The sequence below is a fragment of the Butyrivibrio sp. LB2008 genome (assembly GCF_000621565.1).
Taxonomy (GTDB): domain Bacteria; phylum Bacillota; class Clostridia; order Lachnospirales; family Lachnospiraceae; genus Butyrivibrio.
Map to the genome: position 1 here is coordinate 71,641 of NZ_KK211305.1, position 17,961 is coordinate 89,601.

Annotated in this window: 19 protein-coding genes and 1 tRNA gene; 18 read left to right on the top strand and 2 right to left on the bottom strand. The window is 42.0% G+C overall.

Annotation, left to right across the window (positions count from 1 at the left end):
* Positions 1–2: 2 nt before the first annotated feature.
* Positions 3–1,160 (top strand): cysteine desulfurase family protein, encoded by a 1,158-nt coding sequence (locus T356_RS0110285; protein WP_026514407.1) that lies wholly within the window; start codon positions 3–5, stop codon positions 1,158–1,160.
* 25 nt (positions 1,161–1,185) lie between these two features.
* Positions 1,186–2,388 (top strand): tRNA uracil 4-sulfurtransferase ThiI, encoded by a 1,203-nt coding sequence (thiI, locus tag T356_RS0110290; RefSeq protein ID WP_026514408.1) that lies wholly within the window; start codon positions 1,186–1,188, stop codon positions 2,386–2,388.
* A gap of 191 nt (positions 2,389–2,579) precedes the next feature.
* Here thiI and T356_RS0110295 read toward each other — a convergent pair whose 3' ends face one another.
* Positions 2,580–2,810, bottom strand: a complete 231-nt coding sequence (locus T356_RS0110295; protein ID WP_026514409.1) for an HPr family phosphocarrier protein — start codon at positions 2,808–2,810, stop codon at positions 2,580–2,582.
* A gap of 53 nt (positions 2,811–2,863) precedes the next feature.
* Here T356_RS0110295 and mtaB point away from each other — a divergent pair, with 53 nt between their 5' ends.
* From mtaB to T356_RS0110360, 13 genes are all read left to right on the top strand, one after another.
* Positions 2,864–4,216: a tRNA (N(6)-L-threonylcarbamoyladenosine(37)-C(2))-methylthiotransferase MtaB gene (mtaB, locus tag T356_RS19115; protein ID WP_035780960.1), complete on the top strand. Its 1,353-nt coding sequence runs from the start codon at positions 2,864–2,866 to the stop codon at positions 4,214–4,216.
* Positions 4,217–4,323: 107 nt separating this feature from the next.
* A complete protein-coding gene (locus tag T356_RS0110305; protein ID WP_026514410.1) occupies positions 4,324–4,599 on the top strand; it encodes an IreB family regulatory phosphoprotein in 276 nt (91 codons plus the stop codon).
* A 16-nt stretch (positions 4,600–4,615) separates the two neighbouring features.
* Positions 4,616–5,038, top strand: coding sequence for a Holliday junction resolvase RuvX (ruvX, locus tag T356_RS0110310; RefSeq protein WP_026514411.1), 423 nt, complete (start codon positions 4,616–4,618; stop codon positions 5,036–5,038).
* Between the two features lie 12 nt (positions 5,039–5,050).
* Entirely contained in the window at positions 5,051–5,314 is a 264-nt protein-coding gene (locus T356_RS0110315; protein WP_026514412.1) for a DUF1292 domain-containing protein, read from the top strand.
* Positions 5,315–5,372: 58 nt separating this feature from the next.
* Positions 5,373–7,052: a ribonuclease J gene (locus T356_RS0110320; RefSeq protein ID WP_026514413.1), complete on the top strand. Its 1,680-nt coding sequence runs from the start codon at positions 5,373–5,375 to the stop codon at positions 7,050–7,052.
* A gap of 40 nt (positions 7,053–7,092) precedes the next feature.
* Positions 7,093–7,632: an endolytic transglycosylase MltG gene (locus tag T356_RS20405; protein ID WP_051563354.1), complete on the top strand. Its 540-nt coding sequence runs from the start codon at positions 7,093–7,095 to the stop codon at positions 7,630–7,632.
* The gene (locus tag T356_RS0110330; protein WP_026514414.1) at positions 7,629–8,270 is read left to right on the top strand and encodes an O-methyltransferase; all 642 of its coding nucleotides are present in this window, start codon (positions 7,629–7,631) and stop codon (positions 8,268–8,270) included. The genes T356_RS20405 and T356_RS0110330 overlap by 4 nt, the downstream gene beginning before the upstream one ends.
* Before the next feature lie 87 nt (positions 8,271–8,357).
* On the top strand, positions 8,358–9,599 hold the full coding sequence (locus T356_RS0110335) for a peptidase U32 family protein (protein WP_026514415.1): 1,242 nt from the start codon (positions 8,358–8,360) through the stop codon (positions 9,597–9,599).
* Between the two features lie 79 nt (positions 9,600–9,678).
* The gene (locus T356_RS0110340; protein ID WP_026514416.1) at positions 9,679–11,790 is read left to right on the top strand and encodes a glutamine synthetase III family protein; all 2,112 of its coding nucleotides are present in this window, start codon (positions 9,679–9,681) and stop codon (positions 11,788–11,790) included.
* A gap of 169 nt (positions 11,791–11,959) precedes the next feature.
* Positions 11,960–12,032 (top strand) — tRNA-Gln (locus T356_RS0110345).
* A gap of 60 nt (positions 12,033–12,092) precedes the next feature.
* Complete coding sequence (locus tag T356_RS0110350; protein ID WP_026514417.1) at positions 12,093–12,824, top strand: acyl-[acyl-carrier-protein] thioesterase; 732 nt, start codon at positions 12,093–12,095, stop codon at positions 12,822–12,824.
* A 34-nt stretch (positions 12,825–12,858) separates the two neighbouring features.
* Positions 12,859–13,692, top strand: a complete 834-nt coding sequence (locus tag T356_RS0110355; protein WP_026514418.1) for a CvfB family protein — start codon at positions 12,859–12,861, stop codon at positions 13,690–13,692.
* Positions 13,693–13,695: 3 nt separating this feature from the next.
* Positions 13,696–14,649, top strand: a complete 954-nt coding sequence (locus tag T356_RS0110360) for a CPBP family intramembrane glutamic endopeptidase (protein WP_026514419.1) — start codon at positions 13,696–13,698, stop codon at positions 14,647–14,649.
* A gap of 62 nt (positions 14,650–14,711) precedes the next feature.
* Here T356_RS0110360 and T356_RS0110365 read toward each other — a convergent pair whose 3' ends face one another.
* Positions 14,712–14,900 (bottom strand): YjfB family protein, encoded by a 189-nt coding sequence (locus T356_RS0110365; RefSeq protein WP_026514420.1) that lies wholly within the window; start codon positions 14,898–14,900, stop codon positions 14,712–14,714.
* A gap of 249 nt (positions 14,901–15,149) precedes the next feature.
* Between T356_RS0110365 and T356_RS0110370 the strand changes: the two genes are divergently transcribed.
* The 3 genes from T356_RS0110370 to ftsX all read left to right on the top strand — a co-directional run bounded on the left by T356_RS0110370 (position 15,150) and on the right by ftsX (position 17,961).
* On the top strand, positions 15,150–16,232 hold the full coding sequence (locus T356_RS0110370) for a PucR family transcriptional regulator (protein ID WP_026514421.1): 1,083 nt from the start codon (positions 15,150–15,152) through the stop codon (positions 16,230–16,232).
* Positions 16,233–16,334: 102 nt separating this feature from the next.
* Positions 16,335–17,075 carry a cell division ATP-binding protein FtsE gene (gene ftsE, locus T356_RS0110375; RefSeq protein WP_051563356.1) on the top strand — a complete coding sequence of 247 codons (741 nt, stop codon included), beginning with the start codon at positions 16,335–16,337 and terminating at the stop codon, positions 17,073–17,075.
* Positions 17,065–17,961, top strand: a complete 897-nt coding sequence (gene ftsX, locus T356_RS0110380) for a permease-like cell division protein FtsX (protein WP_026514423.1) — start codon at positions 17,065–17,067, stop codon at positions 17,959–17,961. Before ftsE ends, ftsX begins: the two co-directional genes overlap by 11 nt.

The following is a 17,961-nucleotide window of genomic DNA, read 5'->3' on the forward strand; positions in this document are numbered from 1 at the left end:
AAATGGAAGCATATTTGGATAATTCGGCTACAACGAGAGCGTTTGATGAAGTTGCGGATCTTGTGGCCAAAGTAATGAAAGAAGAATACGGAAATCCCTCAAGTGTTCATCATATGGGACTTGTTTCGGGAGAGAGACTTGCACAGGCAAGGGAAACTATCGCGACAACGCTTAAAGTTGACAGCAACGAGATAGTTTTTACATCAGGCGGAACCGAGTCTGATAACTTCGCTATAATCGGTGCTGCGAGAGCCAATAAATGGCGCGGCAAGCACATCATAACAACATCAATCGAGCATCCTGCGGTACTTGTTACAATGGAGTACTTGCAGAAAGAGGGCTTTGAGATAACATATCTTCCCGTCGATCACGAGGGCAAGGTGAGCCTTGATGATCTTAAGAATGCGATGAGAGAAGATACCATTCTTGTTTCCATGATGTTTGTAAATAACGAGATTGGGACCATTGAGCCGGTTGCCAAAGCGGGAGAACTTATTAAAGCCATAAACAAAGATATTGTTTTCCATGTGGATGCGGTTCAGGCATACGGCAAGGTTCAGATTCGCCCGAGAGCAATGAACATAGACCTTATGTCCGTGAGTGGTCACAAGATACACGGGCCAAAGGGAGTAGGTTTTTTATATATCAAAAAAGGAACCAAGATCGTGCCGATATGCTACGGCGGAGGCCAGCAGAAGGGCATGAGATCCGGAACGGAGAATGTTCCCGGAATCGCAGGACTTGCCCTTGCAGCCAAGATGTGCCATGATGATTTTAAAAATCGCATCGAAAAGCTTTATGAACTTAAGAAATATCTCATTGACTCGCTTAATGAGAGAATTACGGATATAAAGATAAACGGACCTTCATGTGAGGAGGGAGCGCCGCACATCGTGAGCCTTTCGATAAAAGGTCTTGCGGCAGAGACGGTTCTTAATATGCTCAGCAGCAAAAAGATCTATGTCTCTGCGGGAAGTGCATGTTCATCAAACAATCCGCATGTGTCAGATACACTTGTTGCCGTCGGAGTAGAAAGAGAACTTCTCGAATCTACGATAAGGATAAGTATGTCACTTATGACAACCAAGGAGGAGATTGACTTCTTCCTTGATACATTGTGTTCTCAGGTTGAGAATATGAGAATGTTCTATCGTCACTGATGTCTATAGAAAAAGAGGAAAAGAAATGCAATATCATGCTTTTGTAATTAAATATGCCGAGATCGGGGTTAAAGGAAAAAACAGATATATCTTTGAGGAAGCGCTTGTTAAGCAGATTGAGAGAGTTCTTTCAAAATGTGACGGTGAGTTTGAGGTTTCAAGAGTTGCGGGAAGAATGTACATTGAGGCCAGGGACTTTGATTTTGATGAGACAGTCGGACAGCTCAAGACTGTATTCGGTGTTACGGGAATCTGCCCCGCAGTTTCGATTGAAAGAGACGGAGAGAACAATCTTCCCGATGTTGACGGAGTTGCAAAGGCAGTAATAGATTTCGTTGACGGAGTTTATCCTGTAAAGAACAAGACATTCAAAGTTAAAGTAAGAAGAGTGGATAAGAGCTATCCCATGGATTCAATGGAACTTGCGGCAGAACTCGGTGCAAGAATCCTTGATGCATACAGCGAGATGAAGGTTGATGTGCATAATCCTGAGATCCTTATCAACGTGGAGCTCAGAGAGAAACTCAACATCTTCTCCGAAGTTATCCCGGGCCCCGGCGGAATGCCGATCGGAACTGCAGGAAAGGCAATGCTTCTTTTGTCGGGAGGAATTGACTCACCTGTTGCGGGATATATGATCGCAAAAAGAGGTGTTGATATCGAGGCTGTTTACTTCAACGCTCCGCCTTATACAAGTGAGAAGGCTAAGCAGAAAGTTATCGATCTTGCCGGCGTTATCGCAAAGTACACAGGTAAGGTAAAGCTTCATGTCATCAATTTTACAGATATACAGATGTACATTTACAAGCAGTGTCCTCATGACGAACTTACAATAATCATGAGAAGATATATGATGAGAATCGCTGATACACTTGCTCAGAATTCAGGATGCATGGGACTTGTAACAGGTGAGAGTATCGGACAGGTTGCTTCACAGACTATGCAGAGCCTTATGTGCACGGGCGAAGTTGTAACCGACATCCCCGTATACAGACCGCTTATTGCATTTGATAAACAGGATATTGTGGACATTTCTTACAAGATAGATGCTTACGAGACATCAATTCTTCCATACGAAGACTGCTGTACGATTTTTGTTGCAAAGCACCCGGTTACAAAGCCGAGAGCCGATATTATCAGAAAGCATGAAGAGAATCTCAGTGAGAAGATTGATGAACTTGTGAAGACTGCGCTTGAGACAGATGAAGTTATTGTGATTGAGAAATAAAGGTAAGTGCTCTGCACATGGGAGATGTGATAATGAGGTTCTGATTTCGGCATATATGCCTCAACAGAACTAAGTTCGATTACAGAAATCATAGATTTCTGTAATCGAACTTATCGCTAAGTGCTCTGCACATAAAAAGGTCATCCCTTGCGGGATGACCTGAATAATCTTTTTTGGGGATCTGATTTTTATCAGATCATGTAAGGCTTTAAAACGTCGAGAATTTCATCTGCGCCGTCTTCAGCGTGGATATTAAGATCGATCGGTTTAGAAAGATCCAGTGAAAAAATACCCATAATAGATTTTGCATCGATAACATATCTTCCCGAAACGAGATCGAAGTCATAATCGAACTTTGTGATGTCGTTTACGAAGGATTTAACTTTGTCGATAGAATTAAGTGAAATCTTAACGGTCTTCATTGTGTAATACCTCCTTCTTTTCTTTATAGTAAACGTAGAAAGTGTAAAAGTCAATGCCAAAAAACATCAGAAATTTAAAGATTGCGTTGCACAATCTGGGGTGTAAAGTAAATAATTATGAGATGGATGTTATGAGCCAGAAAATCAAGGAATCAGGCGGCATAATCGTGCCATTCGGAGAGAAGGCTGACATCTATATAATCAATACATGTACGGTTACGAACATAGCCGACAGGAAGTCAAGACAGATGCTTCATAAAGCCAAGAAAGAGAATCCCGATTCAGTCGTGGTTGCGGTTGGATGTTACGTTGAGACGGGAATCGAAGGCGTTAAAAAAGATGAGTGCATCGATCTTGCGATAGGTAACAACAAAAAATCAGAGATAGTCGAGATCCTGGATGAGTTTCTTGAAATCAAGAATGAGACTGATGACAAGACGCTCGGCGGAACATCAATAATAGATATAAACAAGACTTCCGAGTATGAAAACATGACTCTCAGCGAGTTGCCCGGAAGAACAAGAGCGTATATCAAGATCCAGGACGGTTGTAACCAGTTCTGTACATACTGCGTCATTCCCTATGCCAGAGGCAGGATCCGCAGCAGAGACATGGAAGATATTCTTTCCGAGATCAAAGGCCTAGTGAATAAGGGATGCAAAGAAGTTGTTCTTACCGGAATTCATATAAGTTCATACGGAGTTGATAAGGGAGAGTCCGCGATCATAGATCTTGTGGAAAAGATAAATGACATAGAGGGACTTGAGCGTGTAAGACTCAGCTCCTTGGAACCGAGAATCATAACAAAAGAAAATGCACAGAGACTCGGAGCATTGAAAAAACTCTGTCCTCACTTCCATCTTTCACTTCAGAGCGGCTGTGATTCTGTGCTTAAGAGAATGAACAGACATTATACCGCCGCTGATTTTAAAGCGGGAGTTGAGTATCTTCGCGAAGTATTCGGAGATCCTGCGATAACAACTGATATCATTGTGGGCTTCCCCGGTGAGACGGAAGAGGAATTTGAAGAGTGCAGGAAATTTGTGGAAGACATAAATTTCTATGAAATACATGTCTTTAAATATTCGCCGAGGAAAGGTACGGTTGCCGCCGGAATGAAGGAGCAACTTACCGACAGACAGAAGACCGAGAGAAGTGAAGTCCTTTTGAATTTGACAAAAGCACAGTCAAAGTGTTATCGTGAAGGCTTCATTGGAAAAGAACTTTCGGTTCTTTGGGAAGACACTGAAGAGATAAATAAGATTACATATGTTATCGGCCATACTGACAGATATGTCAGAGTTGCGGTGCCGGAGAATGCAGTTAACGCACATGGTGCGGTGAGTGGCGAGATTTCCAAGGCGATTCCGAGAATATTTCTAAATGACGATACATTGCTTATTTGAAAACAGTAGTGTAATATTAAGATATATAGTGCTGATTTAGAATTTAAGCGGTCAGTTTATGATTGCTTCAAAAATACAAAAATAATATAAACGATTGGAGAAAAAATATGGCAGAACAGAATTTGGGTAACACTCAGTTTTTTAAAGTCGAAGCAGATCCCGAGACTGGTGTTAAAAAAGTTCTTTCGGTTGTTTACGACGCCCTGCTTGAGAAAGGATACAATCCGGTAAATCAGATTGTCGGCTATATTATGTCAGGCGATCCGACTTATATCACAAGCCACAAGGGAGCAAGAAGCCTTATCATGAAAGTAGAGCGTGATGAGCTTGTGGAGGAGATGCTTACCGAGTATATCAAGAGCAACGAGTGGGCAAGAAAGTGATAAGAGAGCAGCACTAATGCGGATAATGGGACTTGACTACGGTTCCCGTACGGTAGGCGTGGCTTTGAGTGATGAGCTGCTTCTTACCGCACAAGGGAAGGAAATAATCCGTAGAAAAGAAGAGAATAAACTTAGAAGAACACTGGCACGCATAGAAGAACTCATAACCACTTACGGAGTCGAGAAGATAGTTCTGGGACTCCCCGTAAATATGGACATGACGCCTTCTGAGCGTTCACAGTTGTGCCTTGAATTCAAGGATAGAATAGAAAGACGTACCGAAATCCCTGTAATAATGTGGGATGAAAGACTTACAACAGTAGCAGCCGATGAGATTATGGATGAACTCGGAATAAAAGGTCGTGAACGAAAAGAGTATGTCGATATGATCGCTGCGCAGGTTATCCTTCAGGATTATCTGGATAACAGAAAAGAATAATGGTGAATAATTTTGGAAAAGATTATATTTAGTCCCGACGGTGGTGAAGCTGTAGAGTTTTACTGCCTCGAGCAGACAGTGATAGGTGCAAAGACCTATCTGCTTGTCACAGATGAAGAAGATGGTGACGGAGAAGCGCTGATATTGCGCGACGACTCCGATATAAAAGATGAAGAAGCGGTTTATGTAATTGTAGACGACGACTTGGAACTGGATGCGGTTGCAGGTGTATTTCGTAAGCTGCTTTCTGAGGATGGCATAGATCTCGATATTTAACGGGCAAAAGGTTAATATTGGGTTCTATGTGTCCGCCATAGAAGTGGAGGAACAATTATTGAGCAAGAAAAAAACTGAAAATGAGTCCAAGCTGCAGATCATACCTTTGGGTGGTCTTGAGCAGATTGGAATGAACATCACTGCCTTCAGATACGAAGACAGTATTATTGTAGTGGATTGCGGTCTCTCATTCCCTGATGACGACATGCTTGGAATAGATCTTGTAATCCCCGATGTTACCTTCTTGCAGGAGAACATCGATAAGGTAAAGGGATTCGTGATCACGCACGGCCATGAGGATCACATCGGAGCCCTTCCTTATATTTTGCATGAGCTCAACGTTCCCGTATATGCCACAAGGCTTACTATGGGAATTATCGAGCATAAGCTCGAGGAGCACAATTTACTTAAGAACACCAGAAGAAAAGTTGTAAAATTCGGACAGTCAATCAATCTCGGCCAGTTTAGAGTCGAGTTTATCAGAACAAATCATTCTATAGTAGATGCGGCTGCGCTTGCAATCTACTCACCTGCCGGTACCGTTGTTCATACCGGAGATTTCAAGGTTGATTACACACCTGTTTATGGAGATCCCATAGACCTCCAGAGATTTGCTGAGATTGGTAAAAAAGGTGTTTTGGCGATTATGTGTGATTCCACAAATGCCGAAAGACCGGGATTTACAGCTTCTGAAAAGACCGTTGGACGAACTCTCGACAACCTTTTTGAAGAACATGAGAATTCAAGAATCATAATTGCGACATTTGCGTCAAATGTAGACAGAGTTCAGCAGATAATAAATACTGCGCATAAGTGCGGAAGAAAAGTTGTTATCGAAGGACGAAGTATGGTGAGCATTATCGATATCGCTCAGAGACTGGAATGCATTCAGGTTCCGGATGACACACTTGTCGATATTGATAATATCAAGAATTATCCCGATAACAAAACTGTTATCATCACAACGGGAAGCCAGGGAGAGAGTATGGCTGCTCTCAGCCGAATGGCAAACGGACAGCACAGAAAGATCACAATAAGCGCAGGAGATACGGTTATCTTTTCATCTCATCCGATTCCCGGAAATGAGAAGGCTGTCACCAATATCATCAATGAACTTCAGATGAAGGGCGCGGACGTTATCTTCCAGGATGTACACGTTTCCGGACACGCATGTCAGGAAGATATCAAGCTTATCTATACTCTCGTTAAACCTAAGTATTCAATTCCTGTTCACGGAGAGTACAGACATCTTATCGCACAGAGAAAGATTGCAAAGGAACTCGGAATACCCAAAGAAAATATATTTATTTTGCATTCGGGTGATATACTTGAACTTGATGAAAATAGTGCTAAAGTAAAAGGAAAGGTTTCCGCAGGAGCAATTCTTGTTGACGGACTTGGAGTAGGCGATGTTGGAAATGTTGTATTAAGAGACAGACAGCATCTTGCCGAAGACGGTATAGTAATAGTAGTATTCGGCCTTGATAAGGCCAGTGGACAGCTTGTTTCCGGACCAAGCATAGTTTCAAGGGGATTTGTATATGTAAGAGAGTCGGACAAACTTATCGATGATGCAACTGACCTTGTATTGGATGAGGTGACGGAAGCTCTTGAAAAGGGAGTGACCGACTGGGGCAAACTCAAGAATATTGTGAAAGAAGTCCTGAGCGATTACATATGGAAGAAGACTAAGAGAAGGCCGATGATTATGCCGATAATCATGGACACAAATTACTGATAAAGTCGGTGTCTCTGTAACACTTAAGGGGAATAGCTTTATGAATTCAAGAAAATTGGGATATGGAATATTTGATTCCGCAACAAAGATTATTTTTATTGTCGTAGTTGTTTTGATCATAGTCGGTGGTGCTAAGACCGCTTACTATTACGGTTATCATCTTTTCAATCAGACTGCGGTCGATGAAGGAGAAGGTGAAGGCAAAACAGTCAGCGTGACCATCGAAGACGGAGATTCCGCAGAGACCATAGCAGAAAAACTTGCTGATGAAGGGCTTATAAAAGACAAGAAGCTCTTTAAGATGCAGGAGAAGTTTTCTGAATATAAGGGAAAAGAAAAAGCCGGAACATACGAACTTACAACTAAGATGACTCCGGAAGAAATGCTTGCTACAATAGCCGGATATGTAAAGGATGAAGACGGCAAATATGTTGAAGCAGCATCCGATGCTTCACTTGATCCTGATGGGAATATCAAGGATGTAGACGGTGCTTATGAAGATCTTGCTCCTGAAGATGAAGGCGGCGGTGAAGAGGAAGCAGAAGTAGTAGAAGCAGAAGGAGAAGAAAAAGAAGAGTGATTGATCAGGATAGGATGACAGCGTTTATCAATTCGCTGGACAGAGGAAACACTCCATTTCTTGATGAACTTGAGAGAGAAGCTAAGGCCGGCGATGTCCCGATAATAAGGAAGGACACGCAGGCGCTTCTTAAGTTTCTTATGGCGCACGCCAGGCCGAAGAATATTCTTGAGGTTGGGTGTGCAGTCGGCTTCTCGGCGCTGTTGATGGCGGAATATTCAGGTGATGACACCAGGATAACTACCATAGAGAAGTACGAAAAAAGAATTCCGATAGCAAAAGAGAATTTTCAAAAATATGATTCACACAATAAAATCACACTTTTGGAGGGTGATGCGACAGAAATTTTGAAGACGCTTTCCCAAGGGTATGATTTTATTTTTATGGATGCGGCAAAAGCGCAGTATATAAATTTTTTGCCCGAGTGCCTCAGGATACTTGATAAAGGAGGTCTGCTCGTTTCGGACAATGTACTGCAGGACGGAGATGTTATAGAATCACGTTTTGCTGTTACCAGAAGAGACAGGACCATTCACTCAAGAATGAGAGAGTATCTCTATGAACTCAAGCATAATGACGCTTTAAATACCGTTATCCTTACAGTTGGTGACGGGATGACACTTTCTGTTAAGCTTTAAAAGTATTTTTTGAACAGATAATCAGAAATCCGCATTAGCTGCGGATTTCGTGAGAACATGAAGTTCAAGAATGTATGGAGATTTAGAATGAGAAAACCAGAATTATTGATTCCGGCAAGCAGTTTGGAAGTACTTAAGACTGCGGTTATATTTGGCGCAGATGCTGTCTATATAGGCGGCGATGCATTCGGACTCAGGGCAAAAGCCAAGAATTTCAGCCCTGAAGAGATGAAAGAAGGAATATCATTTGCTCATGAACATGGGGTAAAGGTTCATGTTACCGTGAATATTTTGGCACATAACTACGACCTTGACGGTGTTGACGCATACCTCCATGAGTTAAAAGAGCTTAAGCCGGATGCCCTTATAATCGCCGATCCGGGAATATTTATGAAGGCCAGAAAGATCTGTCCAGAGATAGATATTCACGTTTCAACTCAGGCTAACAACACAAATTACGAGACATATAATTTCTGGTACGACCTTGGCGCGAAGAGAGTTGTTGCGGCAAGAGAGCTTTCACTCAATGAGATAAAAGAGATAAAGGAAAAGATTCCCGAGGATCTTGAGATGGAGTGCTTCATTCACGGAGCTATGTGCATTTCATATTCCGGAAGATGTCTTTTGTCCAACTATTTCACCGGAAGGGATGCCAATCACGGCGCCTGCACTCATCCTTGCAGATGGAAATATGCCGTTGTCGAGGAGAAAAGACCGGGTGAATACCTTCCCGTTTATGAGAATGACAGAGGAACTTATATCTTCAACTCAAAGGATCTGTGCATGATAGAGCATATTCCTGAGCTCGTAAATGCCGGCGTCGACAGCTGCAAGATCGAGGGAAGAATGAAGACGGCCCTCTATGTTGCGACAGTCGCAAGAACATACAGAAAAGCAATAGATGATTTCTTTGAATCAGAAGAAAAGTACAGGGAGAACATGCCCTGGTACAAAGAGCAGATATCGAAGTGCACATACAGACAGTTTACGACAGGCTTCTATTTCGGAAAGCCCAGTGATGAGACGCAGATTTATGACGTCAATACATATGTAAACGAGTACATCTACCTTGGAATCGTAAATGAGATAGATAACAGAGGGTATGCTAAGATCGAGCAGAGGAACAAGTTTTCTGTGGGAGATGAGATTGAGATCATGAAGCCTGACGGAACGGATGTGAAAGTTACGGTGAAGGCTATGTACACCGAAGACGGTGAGAGAGTTGAATCTTGTCCTCATCCCAAGCAGGTTTTGTATGTGGAACTTTCTGAGGCTGCAGAAAAATATGACATACTCAGAGTCCCTTCAAAAGAAAATGAGAAAAAATAATAATATTTTGGTAGTAGTTTTTTGAAAGTTGATGTAAACTTTTAAACAGTTGAATTTTGCATTATAGAAAGGGGCACTGATGAGCAATAGGGTGAACGTAGAAGAGATATTCGGACAGAACGTTTTTACTCTTGCAAAGATGAGAGAAAGACTTCCCAAGAATGTGTACAAAGAAGTTGTAAGCGTTACGGAGCACGGCGGAGAATTATCCAAGGAATCTGCTGATGTTGTCGCAAATGCTATGAAAGAGTGGGCTGTTGAGAACGGAGCAACACATTATACACACTGGTTCCAGCCACTTACAGGTATTACAGCCGAGAAACATGATTCTTTTGTGGGAAGTGCAGATAAAGACGGAAGGATGCTTACTTCTTTTTCAGGAAAAGAGCTGATAAAGGGTGAGCCTGATGCTTCATCTTTCCCATCTGGTGGACTTAGAGCCACATTTGAGGCAAGAGGATATACAACATGGGATATTACTTCTCCCGCATTCCTTAAGGAGTCCGGAGCAGGCGTTACACTTTGCATTCCCACTGCCTTTTGTTCATATACAGGAGATGCGCTTGATAAGAAGACTCCTCTTCTCAGATCTATGGAGGCTATTAACAAGCAGGCACTTAGAATAGTAAGACTTTTCGGTAATACAGCAGCTACAAGAGTTAATGTATCTGTAGGACCCGAGCAGGAATATTTTCTTGTTGACTGGGACAAAGCTATGAAGAGAGAGGATCTTCTTTTCACAGGAAGAACTCTTTTCGGTGCTATGCCTCCCAAGGGACAGGAGATGGAAGATCATTACTTCGGTGTTATCAGAGAAAGAGTCGGTGAGTTCATGAATGACCTCAACGTTGAGCTCTGGAAACTCGGAGTTCCCGATAAGACACAGCACAACGAGGTTGCTCCCGGACAGCACGAGCTTGCTCCCGTTTACGAGACAGCCAATATCGCTGTAGATCACAATCAGATCATTATGGAGACTATGAAGCGTGTTGCTGAGCATCATCACATGAGATGCCTTCTTCACGAGAAGCCTTTTGCAGGTGTTAACGGCTCAGGTAAGCATGACAACTGGTCTCTTTGCACAGATGACGGTGTAAACCTTCTCGATCCCGGTGATACACCCAACAAAAATGTACAGTTCCTTTTTGTGCTCGCATGTGTCTTAAAGGCTGTTGATACACACGCAGATCTTCTCAGACAGAGCGCTTCAGACGTTGGTAACGATCACAGACTCGGTGCTGACGAGGCTCCTCCGGCTATCATTTCCGTATTCCTCGGAGAGCAGCTTGAGGACGTTGTAAGACAGCTGATCGAGACAGGTGTTGCCAAGTCCAGCAAGAAGGGCGGCAAGCTCAAGACCGGTGTTTCAACACTTCCTCAGTTTGAGAAAGATGCTACAGATAGAAACCGTACATCACCTTTTGCATTTACAGGAAACAAATTTGAGTTCAGAATGGTTGGATCTTCAGATTCAATGGCAAGCTCAAATACTACACTTAATACAATCGTTGCAGAGACATTCTGCGAGGCTGCCGATATCCTCGAGAAAGCTGAAGATTTCGATATGGCAGTACATGATCTTATCAAGGAATATCTCACAGATCACCAGAGAATCATCTTCAACGGTGACGGGTATTCTGACGAATGGGTAAAAGAGGCTGAGAGACGCGGACTTCCCAATATCAAGTCCACAATCGAGGCTGCAGATACACTTACAACTAAGAAGGCTATTGACCTCTTCAACAGATTCGGCGTATATACCAAGACAGAGCTTGAATCAAGAAGAGAGATCATCTTCGAATCATATGCCAAGACAATCAACATCGAGGCTCTTACAATGATCGACATGGCTTCAAAGCAGATTATTCCTGCTGTTATGAAGTATGCCGGAAGAGTTGCTACAGATGTTAACCAGATCAAGGCAGCAGGTGTAGATGCATCCGTTGAAGTTGCTGAGCTCAAGGAGATCCAGGAGCAGCTTGGCAAGATGAAGGATGCTCTCGACAAGCTTAAAGCAAGCGAAGAGAAAGCACGCAAGATCAAAGATCAGCGCGAACTTGCTTTCTTCTACAAGGATAAGGTTCTTCCCATAATGGAAGCACTCAGAACTCCTGCCGATAAGCTCGAGATGCTCGTTGACAAGAAAGACTGGCCTATTCCTACATATGCAGATCTTCTCTTTGAGGGCTGATTGTGTAATATAGCGGCCAAAGATTTCTATTTTGAATAATATAGGCAGACAGCATACGCATTTGCGTGGTTGTCTGCTTTTTATTAAAGATGCTATACAAATTTTTTAAAATAATTTAAAAAACCTATTGCTTTTTTTAAAAACATCCCGTATAATCATTTCTTGTCGGTGGGCTATCGCCAAGCGGTAAGGCAACGGACTCTGACTCCGTCATTACGTAGGTTCGAATCCTACTAGCCCAGCTATATTGAGAAGCGAGATTGGAGACAATCTCGCTTTTTACATTATATCGGGAGAAACGTATGTATACATTTGATTCCAGAATAAGATACAGCGAAATAGACAGAAGCGGAGAGCTTACGCTTGAGTCCCTGATAGATTATTTTCAGGATTGCTCGACATTCCAGACGCAGGATGGACCGGCATCAATGGAATATCTCAGGGATAAGGGGATTGTATGGGTTCTTTCATCATGGCAGATTGTTGTGAACAGATATCCCAAGCTGTGCGAAGACGTTGTGATAGGTACGGTTCCTTATGATATGAGAGGAGCTATCGGCTACAGGAATTTCTTCATGGATACCAAGGATGGGGAGAGACTTGCGGTAGCCAATTCGATATGGACCCTTGTGGATATCGAGAAAGGCTTTCCCAGTAGGATAACAGATGAAATCTTAAAGGCATATCCTCTTGAGCCTAAGCTTGATATGAAGTATGAAGGCAGGAAGATTGAGATTTCTGAGGAAGACGAGAGATTCTGGGGCGAAGAGATACAGGTCAGGCAGCACAATCTCGATACAAATAACCATGTAAACAACGGCCAGTACGTAAGGATAGCCATGGACTGCCTTCCCAAGCGTGATATTAAGGTTGTCGCCATGCGCGCTGAGTACAAAAAGCAGTCAAGGCTTGGAGATATACTTTGCCCTGTTGTTATTATGAGCAAAAAAGACGATAATGATAAGTATACAGTGAGTCTTAACGGAGAAGACGGCAAACCTGTATGCATAGTTGAACTTATTACGCAGGCTTGAGTACTGCATATACTGAGAGGACGGAGGAACTATAATGATTAAACTTGGTGAGAAACAGGAACTGGAAGTAATTAAGAAAGTTGATTTTGGTGTATACCTTGCGGAAAAGAGCGGAAGTGATGAGAAAGTTCTTTTGCCCGGGAAACAGGTACCTGAAGGATGCGACATCGGAAGCAGATTGGAAGTGTTTATATACAAAGATTCCGATGACAGGCTGATCGCGACCACTAAGACACCAAAGATAATGCTCGGCGATGTTCGAATGCTCAGGGTAAAAGAGACCGGAAAGATCGGAGCATTTATGGACTGGGGCCTTGAGAAGGACGTGCTCCTTCCGTTTAAGGAGCAGACGAGAAAAGTCAGAGCGGGCGAAGAAGTTCTTTGCGCTATGTATATTGATAAGAGTAGCAGACTTTGTGTTACCATGAATGTATATAAGTATCTTTTGGATAAGAGCCCGTATTCCAAGGATGATAAGGTTATAGGAACGGTTTATGAACTGAGTGATAATTTCGGAGCGTTTGTTGCGGTCGATGATATCTATTCGGGGCTTATTCCGAAGAAAGAACTGTACGGAAATATTCAGATCGGAAACAGTGTAAATGCCCGCGTAATGTCTGTTAGAGAAGACGGCAGACTTAACTTAAGTCTTAGAGAAAAGGCTTATCTTCAGATGGACAGTGACGCCGAGAAGCTTATGAAAATGCTTGAAGAAGGCGGCGGAAGACTTCCGTTTAACGATAAGGCGGCGCCTGAGCTCATACGTGAAAAGACCGATATGAGTAAGAATGAGTTTAAACGTGCAGTCGGAAGGCTACTTAAAGAAGGAAAGATTGAAATTAAACCGGATTCAATTGTGAGGAAATAACATATGGGTATGGATTACAAGAAAGCAAATCTGGCATTTCTTTTTATGATACTATCTACACTTGCTCTGGTAATTTGCTGTTCATATTGGGCTTTGATGACAGGAAAAGAACTGCCGTTGCCGGTGAACAATATGTTATGTGAATTTATGGTACTTATTCCTGCGGTGGCGATGACTTTGTATAGCGGAGATTCGCTTTCCTCAGTCATACCGCTTAAGAAGATCAAGATTAGCTCGGCATTATTATCTGTGCTGTATGTTGTGACGTTGTTTCCGCTTGTTACATTTGTTAATTCGATTTCTATGTTGTTTGTTGACAACGCGGTTGCATCAATAAGCGACCAGCTTGTTGAACTTCCTATGGAAGTGATGCTCTTATCTATCGGTTTGTTCGGACCGTTTGTGGAGGAAATAGTTTTCAGAGGCGTTCTTTTTCAAAGCTACAAGAGGAGCGGCAGGATAATAGCGTCGATGGTATTGTCCGCTGTCCTTTTTGGAATGATGCACCTTAACTTTAATCAGTTTGCATACGGTGCGGTCATGGGGGTTATGTTCTGCCTGATAGTGGAAGCTACGGGAAGCGTCCTTTCTTCGTTTATAGCTCACGCGGTCTTTAATTCGTTTGAAGTTATTACGATGTACAATATAGATCTTGGCGGTGCTGAAGATATTGCGACTGAAACAAGTGATCTTGTGCTGTATATCGGAGTGTACTTTGTGCTTTCCGTGATATTTACTGCCATTGCACTTTGTATTGTTTATAAGATGGCTGATATAGAGGGCAGAAAGAACTACATCGATAAGCTGTTTGCAAGAGAGGAAAAAGAACTCTCGGCTATGTTTGATATGGAGGATGCAGAAAAAAAGCAGACACTTATCACGATTCCTCTTATCATCGTTATGATTATTTCTGTAAGTTTTATGATTTATAGCGCAATTGCTTTGCGAGGAATGTAATAAAGAACAAAAACATGCCCGTAGCATAAGCTGCGGGCATGTTTTGATGGCATAAAATGTGTTCAGACACTTATATCGATATTTGAACCGATATTAGGGTTAACTGATGTTTCCGATACGGACTGGATTCCTGCGATCATATTTTCGCCGGCTTCTTCCATTATGTCCAGATTTTTGGAAAGCATTGCTACGCCTACATCTGAGAGAATTCGATTTTGTGATAAAGCCATCGATAAGGAAGGTATATCCATAAAGCACCTCCTGTTTTTAGTGTATAAAACACTGTTTCTCATCTTATATATCGATAATATTACATCAATTTATTAGCAATATTTCAAATAATATAATACCAAAAAGAACTGTTTTTTTTGGTAATATTGACGGGCAAAACAAAAAAATGTACAAAAAATGACAGGTTACAGGTAGATTTTATTGTACATATATATTAAAATGGCTATGTATATTATTCAGCGGCCATGTGGTTGCGGAAAGAGTGGCAAATGATTTCAAATCAGATTCTCCAAAACACAATTGACGGACTTAAGAACATCGCACATGTTGAGTTGTATGTTCTGGATATTGATGGTAAGGAAGTTGCAGCGACATCACAGGAGATTGGTAATGTGGCATCTGTTGCCAGAGACTTTGTGAAGTCTCCGGCTGATTCTCAGGAAATCCAGGGATATCAATATTTTAAGATATATGACGAGCAGCAGCTCGAGTATATTCTGATCTGTACGGGAACAGGCGATAATGTATACATGCTTGGAAAAATGATCGCGTATCAGATCCAGAGCCTGCTTGTTGCTTATAAAGAGCGTTTTGACAAGGATAACTTTATCAAGAATCTTTTGCTTGATAACCTTCTTCTTGTTGATATATACAGTAGGGCAAAGAAGCTTCATATTCAGTCGGATGCGAAGCGAATTGCTATGATCGTTGAGACATCAAGCGGAAGAGACAGCAATGCTCTCGAACTTGCGAGAACTCATTTCGGAAACGCAAATGATTTTGTTACCGAGGTTGATGAGGACAACATTATCATCGTTAAGGATGTGAACGATTACACTAAGCCTTCTGACATTTCTAAGATCGCAGAGGAAATGATCGCGGCTCTTACAAAAGACGGGCTTACAGGTGTAAGGATTGCTTACGGAACAGTGGTAGGTGAGATCAAAGAAGTCAGCCGTTCCTACAAGGAAGCGAAGATGGCTCTCGATGTCGGCAAGATCTTCTTTGACGAGAGAAAGGTTATCTGTTACAGCGAACTTGGTATCGGAAGACTTATTTATCAGCTTCCCATTCCGCTTTGTAAGATGTTTATCAAAGAGATCTTCGGAGGAAGAAATCCTGATGACTTCGATCAGGAGACTCTTACCACCATTGATAAGTTTTTTGAGAACAGTCTCAATGTTTCAGAGACTTCAAGACAGCTCTTCATCCACAGAAATACACTTGTATATAGACTGGATAAGTTGCAGAAGAGCACAGGACTTGATCTTAGAGTATTTGACGATGCGATCACATTTAAGATCGCGCTTATGGTTGTCAGATACATGAAGTACATGGATAGAATTTCATGATATAAAACAGATACAGCTGTTGGGCGAGTCATATAATATGCAGATGTCTTTTTTGACATCTGCTACATCTAAATATATAAACACAAATTTCGGGGAGATGCTATGGAAAAAGGATTTAGAAAGAAGAAATCGGGTAGGCAGATACCCGAAGGCGAGGTTATTACCCTCGAACATGTGACGAAGTCATATTCATCAGGTGCACCGGCACTTAACGATGTATCACTTCATGTAAAAAAAGGTGAATTCGTATTTATTGTGGGAGACAGCGGATCGGGTAAGTCTACTCTCATTAAGCTTCTCTTAAGGGAGCTTGTTCCGACAAACGGTGAGATTACCGTTTTAGGTTATAACCTGAATAAGATCAAACACAATAAGATTCCGAAGTTTAGACGTAATCTTGGTATAGTGTTCCAGGATTTCAGACTTCTCAAGGACAGGAATGTATACGAGAATGTAGCATTTGCCCAGCGAATTGTTCAGACCCCTACAAGGGAAATAAAGAGAAATGTTCCTTCTATACTTGCTACGGTTAATCTTGCAGGCAAGTACAAGAGTAAGATTAATCAGTTGTCCGGTGGAGAGCAGCAGAGAGTTGCTCTTGCAAGAGCACTCATTAATAAGCCTACTATTCTTTTGGCAGATGAGCCTACCGGAAATCTTGACCCCAATAATTCATGGGAAATAATGAAGCTTATGGAAAAAATCAATGAGAATGGCACTACTGTTATTGTGGTAACTCATAACAGAGAAATAGTAAATGCCATGAAGAAGCGAGTTGTGACCATGAAAAAAGGCGTTATCATAGAGGACGAGGAAGAAGGTACATACATCGATGAGGATTAATAGTTTCTTTTATACCATTGGACAGGGATTCAAGAACTTGGGGAGAAATAAATGGTATACCCTTGCTTCTATTGCAACAATAGGTGCATGTCTTTTCCTGTTTGGTCTATTTTTTTCAATAATAAATAATATTCAACACTTTGTTCATACGGCTGAGGAAGGCGTTTCGGTTACGGTTTTCTTTGACGAGGGAACTTCTGAAGATCAGATGCTTGCGGTTAAGAGCGAGATCGAGAAGCGCCCGGAAGTAAAAGAGATTCACTATGAAAGTGCCGACGCTGCTTGGGAAGGCTACAAAGAGGAGTATCTCGGAGGTTATACAGACGGATTCACAGAGAACCCGCTTGCTGATTCAGCAAACCTGCAGATATACCTTAAGGACGTTTCAATGCAGGCAGCTCTTGTTACATACATTGAGAGCATAGATACCGTAAGAGACGTTAAGAGATCGGAAGTTACAGCCGATACATTGAGCGGACTCAATAAGCTTATGGCTTATGTTTCAATGGGCATCATCATTATTCTTTTGTGCGTATCGATTTTCCTGATCAGCAATACTGTTACTATGGGTATTGCAGTCAGAAAAGATGAGATAAACATTATGAAGTACATCGGAGCAACGGACTTTTTTGTAAGGGCGCCGTTCGTGGTAGAGGGTATTCTCATTGGAATAATAGGATCTGCAATACCGCTTGTTATTATTTACTATATTTACAAGAATGCTATTTCTTACGTTAACACCAAGTTTGCCATGCTTTCGACCATTTTGCCGTTTTTACCGGTTGAACAGATATACAACGATCTTGTGCCTATTTCTATGGCTATCGGAATCGGTATTGGCTTTTTGGGAAGTTTCACAACAGTAAGAAAGCATTTGCATGTATAA